Below are 8,158 nucleotides of genomic sequence, written 5' to 3' on the forward strand. Positions count from 1 at the left end.
CATCCGACCGGTTCCGGCCCGAGCCATTGGCCGGATCCGCTCGCCCGGGCGATCATCGACGCCTTGCCATCCGGCTGGGATCTGCGAGGGCGGGAGCGCGCACCGCCGGGGTGATTCCACCGGCCGGCGAGCGCCCCGTCACGATCAGGTGCAGGCGTCCACACGGTAGAGACGGGCGTCGCCCTCTTCTGCCACGAGCGAGATGCCGGGGGCACTCTGGTCCTCCAGGGCCCGGAAGCCGATGTAGGGTTCGTCGCCCGGAACGATCTCCTGGTCGCCGAAGTCGAGGGCCCAGTACGCTCGCTCGCTCTCGATGGCATCACAGACCGCCACATTGAAGCCTGCTTCGTCCCAGTGATCGAGGAGCGCCTGCTCGGCGTCGGTGCGCTCACCGAAGATATGGGGCGCGATGGTGCGTCGATCGGCGAAGGCATACACGAGGGAGGCGCCGGTCCGGGGGTTGCCGACGATCACGTCCCCGGGCGGCACGAGGTCGGGGACGCGCTGCAGCAGCGCCAGCTCGTCGGTCGTGAGGAGTGGGGAGTCCTCCTCGAGTGCGAAAACTTCCTCCATCCTGTCCTGGACGCCGGCCAGGGTCCCGCCCTGGGTCCCCAGTCCGAGGACGAGGAGGACCGCCACAGCTGCGAGTGGACTGCCCGTCACCGTGGGCACCGCTCCCCGCACCTTTCGGGCGATCGACGGGTTCGCACTGCGGACCGCGCCCTCACTCTCGACCGCCTGCACCTTCCGTGTCCGCCGCAGGAGACCCGTCAACCACTCCGCACCGAGCACACTCAGGGGGAGTGTCACGACGGGCAGCAGTGCCGCGAGGCGGAAGCTGTCGTTGTACCAGACGCCGGTCAGGAAGGTCCGGAACCAGCCCAGGCTCCAACTGGACACGACCATGTAGAGCACGCCCCCGACGACGAAGATCATGAGGATCCACCACATGGTGCGGAACTGGCGGGCTGCGACGTAGATCCCGGCAACCGTGAGGATCAGGAGTACCCATGCGGTGGTCGCGCCCATCGGTGCACTTCCGAGCACCTCGCCGATCGCGCGGGCGTTGGATTGGAAAGGTGTCCAGGGGGCGAAGGCCAACGACGGCCGGACCTTCAGCCATGCCACGAGCGTGATGCCCGCATACACGACGAACAGGACGCCCCAGAGCACCGGGCGTGATCCCTCGCTCTTCGCGTCCTGGATCTCCCTGACCGCCCGTCCTGCGACGACCGGTCCCGCGAACGCCAGAAGGGCGATCAGCGTGCTGGGATGGGCGAGGGCAAGGCCCGGGAGGACTGCGGCGGCAAGCAGGCCGGCCGAGATCGACAGCGAGCGGCGGCGGGCGGGGGTCATGCCGAGAGCCTCGACGGCCAGTCCCAGGGCGACCGGCAGCACGGCGATCGCGGCGTGGTTCGGGTAGAGGACACCGAACGCGACCATCATGTAGGGGAAACCGCTCATGCCGGCGCAGAGGACGCCTGCAGCGAGCAGGGGGATGGGCCGGTAGCCCACGATCCGGCTGACCAGGAATACGCAGGAGAGGGGCCAGACCAGGGCTCCCAGGGCGATGGTGCCCAGATTGACGGCGACAGGGACAGCCGTGCCGGTCATCATGACCACGAGTGCCATGAGATCGTGCATGGCGGCGGGGTAGAAGGCCTGCGATCCCTCGGTCAGGTTCCCGAGAGTCAGCGCTGAGCCGTTCTGGGTTTCTGCGATGTGCCGGATCGCATTCAGGTGGTAAACGTTGTCGAACGTCTGCGAGAAGTTCCCGGGTGCGTCGAACGCTGCGATGTATCTGGTGCCGATGATGGCTGCGGGGAAGGCGATGGCGACCGGGACGAGCATCCGCACGACCCAGGCCGGGAGGCTCTCCCTCGGCAACGGCTGGTTGTCGACGAGGGCCACGTCGCCGTAGCGGCGGACCGACGCGAAGCCGGCGGCGCCCTTCGTGAGCAGGATTCGGCGCGCCAGCAGCACCGCTGCGGCCAGGCACACCGAGAAGACCAGGTAGGACACAGGGTTGTAGGCCACGCCGATGAACGGCAGCACGACGGCGAGGCATGAGCCGATGGACATCGATATCGGAGCGGACAGGGCGGCCAGACTGAGCCTCCTGACGCCGGCTGCCGCCAGGACGAGGAGTCCCGGCCCGAAGAAGACGAGCAGCGTGCTCGCGAAGGCAGGGGCAGTGGCCCACCAGCTCATATGGTCATTCTCCTCGTCGTGGTTCGGCGGGCCGCGGCCGGAGGATTCAGCGCCGGTCCTGCGACGGTGTCATCGCCCTCCGTGGCCCTTCCGAGCCGGGACATCCGGTGGCTTGCTCGAGGTGCACCAGACCATGATCGGCGGCTCCCGCGGGGTCAGCACCGGGGTCGCAACGCCTATTGCTATGATTGCACATCATGGGTAACAGACCGCCTTCCGGCATCCTGATCGTCATGCCTGCCTGGAATGAAGCAGAGGCGATCGGCGACACCATCAGGGACATCAAGCGGGTGGAACCCGATATGGACATCCTCGTGGTCGATGACGGATCACGGGACGACACGGCGAGGATCGCAGAAGACGCCGGAGCCGTGGTGCTGAGGCTTCCCTTCAATCTCGGAGTCGGCGGCGCCATGCGCACCGGTTTCAAGTACGCGCTGCGCAACGGCTACTCGGGTGTGATCCAGGTCGATTCGGACGGCCAGCACATGCCGGAGGACATCGCGAAGGTGCTGCAGGGGCTGGAGTCGGCCGACATCTCGATCGGAGCGAGGTTCGCGGGCAAGGGGGAGTACCAGGCCAAGGGGCCGCGGCGCTGGGCGATGTCCCTGCTGGCCCGGGTCATCTCCCGCGTGGCCCGTACCAGGCTGACCGATGTCACCTCGGGTTTCCGCGCTGTGAATCGGCGGGGGCTGCACCAGTACATCGAGCACTTCCCGGCGGAGTACCTGGGAGACACGATCGATTCCCTCGTCGTCGCCCTGAAGTCGGGCTGTACCGTGACCCAGGTGCCCGTCGAGATGAGGGTGCGCCAGGCCGGTACTCCCAGCCAGAGCCCGTGGAAGGCCTCGATCTACCTTGCGCGCTCGGGCCTGGTCCTCTGCTTCGCCCTCGCCCGCAGGAGAACCATGCGTGACTACCAAGCTCCCTCGACCGGGGACATAGCAGGAGAAGGACCCGTACCAGCATGAGCGTGGCATTCTCACTCTTCTCGTCGATCCTCATCGTCGCCGTCGTCCTCATGATGCTGCGCAACGGCAAACTCCGTGAGAAGTATGCGATCCTCTGGCTCGTCATCGGCTCCCTCACGATCGTCCTGGCGCTGTTCCCCAGCCTCCTGGAATTCGCTGCTGACGCGGTGGGCGTGATCGTGCCGTCAAACCTGCTCTTCGCACTGTCCATCCTCCTGCTCGTGGGAGTCTCCCTGCACGTGTCACGCGAGCTGACGATCCTCGAGGACGAAACACGGATCCTCGCCGAAGAAGTGTCGATCCTACGGGCGGCAGTAGAGCGGCTGAACGACCCCAAAGCCACCCCTGTCCCCGGGCACGGGGCCGACAACCCGATGAACTTTGACCAGCAGAGGAAAGATTGATGACTATAGACGTGATGTTCCCCTACTACGGGGACGTGGCGATGATGAAGGCGGCCGTCCGGTCCGTCCTGGACCAGGACCACCGGGACTTCGTGCTCACCATCGTGGATGACGGATTCCCCGACGATTCGCTGCCGGCCTACTTCAGGGACCTGACGGACACAGACGAACGCGTCCGGTACTTCAGGAACGAGGTGAACCTCGGTGCGAATGCGAACTACCGGAAGTGCCTGTCGCTCATCGAGCACGACTACGTCGTGATCATGGGCGCGGACGACCTGATGCTCCCCAACTACCTCTCGGTGGTGCACGAGGGTTTCTCGCGCCAATCCGTGGACATCATCCAGCCGGGCGTGGACGTCATCGACGAGAACGGGACCATCTACCAGCCGGTCGGCGACCGCGTGAAGAGCTACCTCCGGCGCCGGCTCGTGGGGGAGAGCGCGAGCGCTGTCGTAGCAGGGGAACCGCTGGCCGCCAGCCTTCTCACGGGTGACTGGCTGTACTTCCCTTCCCTTGCGTGGCGCTCGACGGCTATCACGCGGCACAGTTTCAGGGAGCAGTACGACGTGGTGCAGGACCTTGCACTTGCCACCGACATCATCATGTCGGGCGGGAAGATGCTCGTCCTGGCCGAGACCTGCTTCCAGTACAGGCGCCACCGTGAGTCGGATTCCTCCGTGCGTGCGCTCGACGGTCGGCGATTCGCCGAGGAGCGCGCTTTCTTCGACGAGTGCGTGAGGGACTTCCAGCGGCTCGGCTGGAACCGTGCAGCGACGGCTGCGAGCCGTCACGCGTCGTCACGGCTCCACGCGCTGACCCTCCTGCCTCAGGTGGCCCGGCGCCGGATGTGGGGTGGCCTGCGCAAGCTGACCGCCCACGCCCTCACCAGATAGCGGTGTCAAGCGGGTCCGCAGCACCGCAGCCCGAGCAAACCCGCCCGACAGTTTCCGGTACCTGGTACCTCGTCGGGTCGCTCCTGCAGGGGCTGGGCCTGCTGCTCATCCAGCCCTTCGCGATCCGTATCCTCGACGACCGGCAATGGGGAATCGTGTCAACCTCGGTCGTCACGATCCAGGTGCTGGTGGTGCTCATCTCGGCGGGCCTGCCGCTGGCGATCACGAACATCTGGTTCGCGCGGGAGCGCGGACAGGATCGGTCCCGTGCCATGTACGGGTTCATGGTCCTCGCCTCGGCCGCCCTGGCAGTCGTCGTCGTCCTGTGCCTCCTCCTCCTCGGTGCTTTCGGGTCGGGTGGACCGGCCCCGAGCACGGTGCTCGCGGTGATCAGCGTCGGGGTGCTCGGGTCCGTGCTGGGCGCGCAGGCCGTCCTGAGGGCGCAGAACAGGCCCGGGCACTTCGTGCTCCTGAGCATCGGCTCGTCCGTTCTGGCGAACCTGCTGGGCTTGGTGGGCCTGATCCTCGTCGCGCCCACCGCTGAGGTCTACCTGGGCGCCTACACCCTCGCCGTCGTCCTCACGGGTGCCGCGGCACTCGTCCTCGCCCGGCCGCGCCTGCCCTGGAGGGTTGCCGGTTCCAGTAGAGAGTCGATCAGGATCGCCGGCCCGCTGCTCCCGCACACGGGCGCGCTCATGCTGCTCACCCAAGGGTCCGTCCTGATCCTCGCCTATGCCGCGACCGTCGAGGACGCCGGCAGGTTCGGAGCCGTCCTCATCTTCGCGCTGGGGCCGATCACGATCCTGAACGCGCTGAACAATGCCTGGTCGACGCGCATGATGTCCGCGGCGCGCGGCGAGCTGGTGGCAGTCACGCGACGCGTGTCCGTCGAAGCCATCGCCTGGTCGACGGGAGTCGGACTGCTCGCCTCCTCCGGGGCGGTGGTCGGGTCCACCATCCTGTCCACCGAACCCGAGATCGTCCGGCCGATCGCTGCTGCCCTCCCGTTGGTGTCCATCGGGTACGCATTGTTCCTCGTGACCTCGAACCTCCTGTACATCGACGACCGCACCAGGCGCCTCGCCCTCGTGACACCCGGCGTCCTGGTGGCGATCGCCCTGCTGGCGCTCTGGCCCGCGTCACGATCGGAGGTCGTGGTCGTCGCGATCGTGCAGGTGCTCGGGTTCGTGGCCCTCGGACTGCTGACGTACGCGCTCGTCCGCAGGTCCGACGCGGGCCGGAGTCTTCCGCTCCCCTCCTTCGGCGGTGCCTTCGGGGTCCACGTCGTCGTCGTCCTCCTGCTCGGTCTGGTGCCGTTCGGCGTCGTGGCCGGCATGGTCCAGGCGGCAGTCGTCGCCGCACTCCTGGCGGGGGCGCTGTTCCTCGCACGGTCCCGACGCACCGCAGACAGAGCGACGTCGAGTTCCTGAGCTGCGGGCTCAGGAGCCGGCGGCCGCGAACCTCTGCGCGAAGTCGGGGATGAGTGAGCGGACGTAGCTCCTCGCCACATGGTCCTTGTCGAAATAGACGTGGAGTCCACCGATCGCGGCGTAGCAGGTATCGTCCGGGCAGAAGCGGTCGGACAGATCGATGACCCGGATGTCCGGTCGCTCGAGCGACCGTGCCGCCTCGGCGGCAGGGTCTGCCGGGAGCGCCTGGCTCTTCGCATTCGCGCAGTCGAGCGGTGATTCCTCGTTGCGGGCCATGCACTCGGGCGTCGAACGCTCCAGGGTCAGCGGTGTGTCCCTGATGACGAAGACCTCCGTCCCCTGGTCGGCCCAGGGACCTACCCGATCCGAGAACGCGGTCCTGTACTGCTCGGCCTGGGACCGTCCGGTCCCGTCGTCGATCTCCTCGCCGACCGAGAAGGAGGAGAGGAAGACCAGATCCGGTGCGTCGGCGAGGACGCGATTGGAGACGTCGGCGCTCCAGTCGAGGCATTTCTTCTGCACCGTCCCACCGGTGGCCGCCCCCATGAATGCCGATCGCTTCACGTCGACATACGGGCAGCCTCCCACGAGACTGACGTTGAGTGTCCAGTTGTTCTCGCGTGCGAGCGGCAGGATTGCCGCCTTCCACTGCTCCGCGTGGGAATCGCCGATCAGCCAGACCGTCTCGCTGTCGTCCTGTCCCTCGGAGAAGTCGCACAGCGTCAGGAGCTTCTGGTCGCCCAGCACGATGGGATCGGGATGGGTGGCACATCCCTCCGCGTCGAACCAGGGCGCCTCGCCTTCGCCGACGTTCGTCACCGCGGGCGGTCCGAACGGATCCGCGCAGGCGGAGGACGACAGGCTCTTGGCGCCGAAGCACTCGTCGCCCGAGAGCGCGTCGAGACGCTGCGCCTCCTCTGCCTGGGCGAGGGTCGCAGCCGCTACAGCACCCGCGCACGCCACGAGGACGAGGACAGTAGCCACGGCGGTCATGCCCAGCACCCTCCTCGGTGTCGCTCCCGGGAGCAGCCGGGAGCGGCCCGGGTCTTCGACGTACTTCTTCGTCAGTCCCGCCAGCACGACCGACAGCAGGAGGGCCCCGAGAAGATCGACCGCACCCAGAGTGCGACCCATGATCGACGGCAGCAGGATGATGACCGGCCAGTGCCAGAGATAGAGCGAGTAGGAGATGTTGCCGAGCGTCTGGACGGGGGAGGCGGCCAGGAGCGCGTTGGGCGACCAGGAGGGGGACTGCGGCCCCGGCATGATGACGAGTGCCGTGCCCAGCACGGGAACAGCAGCCAGGTAGCCCGGGAAGGAGGTCGATTCGTCGAACACCAGTGCTGAGGCGACGACGAGGCCCAGGCCCGTCCACTGCGCGAGGCCCGCGAGCCGGAGGCGGCCGGGGAAGCGGTCGTCAGCGAACCACACGGATGCCGCAGCGGCGATGAGACCGCCGACGGCGAACTCCCACACCCGGGTGGGCGTCACGAAATAGGCCTCGCTCCTACTGGTGTAGGTCAGGAAGACCGAGAACACGAACGACGCCGCGCCGACGGCGGCGAGTGCTGCCAGCAGGACTTTCCGCGGGGAACGCAGCCTGCCCGCCAGGAGATAGACCCCGAGGAGCAGGACGGGCCAGACCAGATAGAACTGCTCCTCGACCGAGAGGGACCAGTAGTGCTGCACCGTGGAGGCCTGGTTGTTCTGCGCGGAGTAGTCGACGGCCTGTGCGGCGAGCGACCAGTTCTCCACATAGAGGGTGGCGGCCATCGTCTCCCTGCCGATAGCGAGAAGTCTGTCCGCCGGAAGGTAGATCGCAGCCGTCAGGAGGGATGCCAGGGCGACGAGCAGTGCAGCCGGCAGGAGCCGTTTCGCCCGTCGGGCGTAGAACTGACCCAGCCTGATCCGCTTCGATCGCTGCAGCTCACCGAGCAGGTGCTTCGTGATGAGATACCCGGAGATGACGAAGAAGACATCGACTCCCACGTAACCGCCGCTGAGGAGATCCGGCCAGAGGTGATTCGCCACGACGAGCGACACAGCCAGCGCCCGGAGCGCCTGGATGTCCCGTCGCTGTGGGGAGCCGGTCCCTTGACGTCGTGGCGACCCCACCGAGGCGGTCTGGTCTATCACTCATTCTCCTAGCACTCGAGATCATCGTCCGCGAGCTGGGAGGGACGTGTGCGATCCAATGATAGCCGCCTCGGTGGGAGGGCATGCTGTTGATGGGTGTGGGGTGGGTG

General features: G+C 67.1%; 6 protein-coding genes. 4 read left to right on the forward strand and 2 right to left on the reverse strand.

The features are described from left to right. Positions 1–144 precede the first annotated feature (144 nt). The gene (locus ACTIMO_RS09545) at positions 145–2,211 is read right to left on the reverse strand and encodes a DUF6541 family protein (protein WP_448182257.1); all 2,067 of its coding nucleotides are present in this window, start codon (positions 2,209–2,211) and stop codon (positions 145–147) included. A 197-nt stretch (positions 2,212–2,408) separates the two neighbouring features. On the opposite strand from ACTIMO_RS09545, the gene ACTIMO_RS09550 reads away from it, so the two are divergent. From ACTIMO_RS09550 to ACTIMO_RS09565, 4 genes are read left to right on the forward strand one after another with little or no spacing between them, the layout of a single operon-like run. Next, positions 2,409–3,182, forward strand: coding sequence for a glycosyltransferase family 2 protein (locus ACTIMO_RS09550; protein ID WP_448182258.1), 774 nt, complete (start codon positions 2,409–2,411; stop codon positions 3,180–3,182). Next, positions 3,179–3,586 (forward strand): DUF2304 domain-containing protein, encoded by a 408-nt coding sequence (locus ACTIMO_RS09555; protein WP_055768777.1) that lies wholly within the window; start codon positions 3,179–3,181, stop codon positions 3,584–3,586. The genes ACTIMO_RS09550 and ACTIMO_RS09555 overlap by 4 nt, the downstream gene beginning before the upstream one ends. Continuing rightward, positions 3,586–4,482 (forward strand): glycosyltransferase family 2 protein, encoded by an 897-nt coding sequence (locus ACTIMO_RS09560; RefSeq protein ID WP_448182259.1) that lies wholly within the window; start codon positions 3,586–3,588, stop codon positions 4,480–4,482. The genes ACTIMO_RS09555 and ACTIMO_RS09560 overlap by 1 nt, the downstream gene beginning before the upstream one ends. Before the next feature lie 2 nt (positions 4,483–4,484). Next, a complete protein-coding gene (locus tag ACTIMO_RS09565; protein WP_448182260.1) occupies positions 4,485–5,912 on the forward strand; it encodes a lipopolysaccharide biosynthesis protein in 1,428 nt (475 codons plus the stop codon). Between the two features lie 9 nt (positions 5,913–5,921). On the opposite strand, the gene ACTIMO_RS09570 is transcribed toward ACTIMO_RS09565, so the two are convergent. Next, positions 5,922–8,048: an acyltransferase family protein gene (locus ACTIMO_RS09570; protein WP_448182261.1), complete on the reverse strand. Its 2,127-nt coding sequence runs from the start codon at positions 8,046–8,048 to the stop codon at positions 5,922–5,924. Between the last annotated feature and the right edge of the window lie 110 nt (positions 8,049–8,158).

The sequence above is a fragment of the Arthrobacter sp. CP30 genome (genome assembly GCF_053470025.1).

Excerpts from the sequence above, each read along its gene's own strand:
- ACTIMO_RS09555 (WP_055768777.1), top strand. The coding sequence starts at position 3,179 with ATGAGCGTGGCATTCTCACTCTTCTCGTCGATCCTCATCGTCGCCGTC.
- ACTIMO_RS09550 (WP_448182258.1), top strand. The coding sequence starts at position 2,409 with ATGGGTAACAGACCGCCTTCCGGCATCCTGATCGTCATGCCTGCCTGG.
- ACTIMO_RS09545 (WP_448182257.1), bottom strand. The coding sequence starts at position 2,211 with ATGAGCTGGTGGGCCACTGCCCCTGCCTTCGCGAGCACGCTGCTCGTC.
- ACTIMO_RS09560 (WP_448182259.1), top strand. The coding sequence starts at position 3,586 with ATGACTATAGACGTGATGTTCCCCTACTACGGGGACGTGGCGATGATG.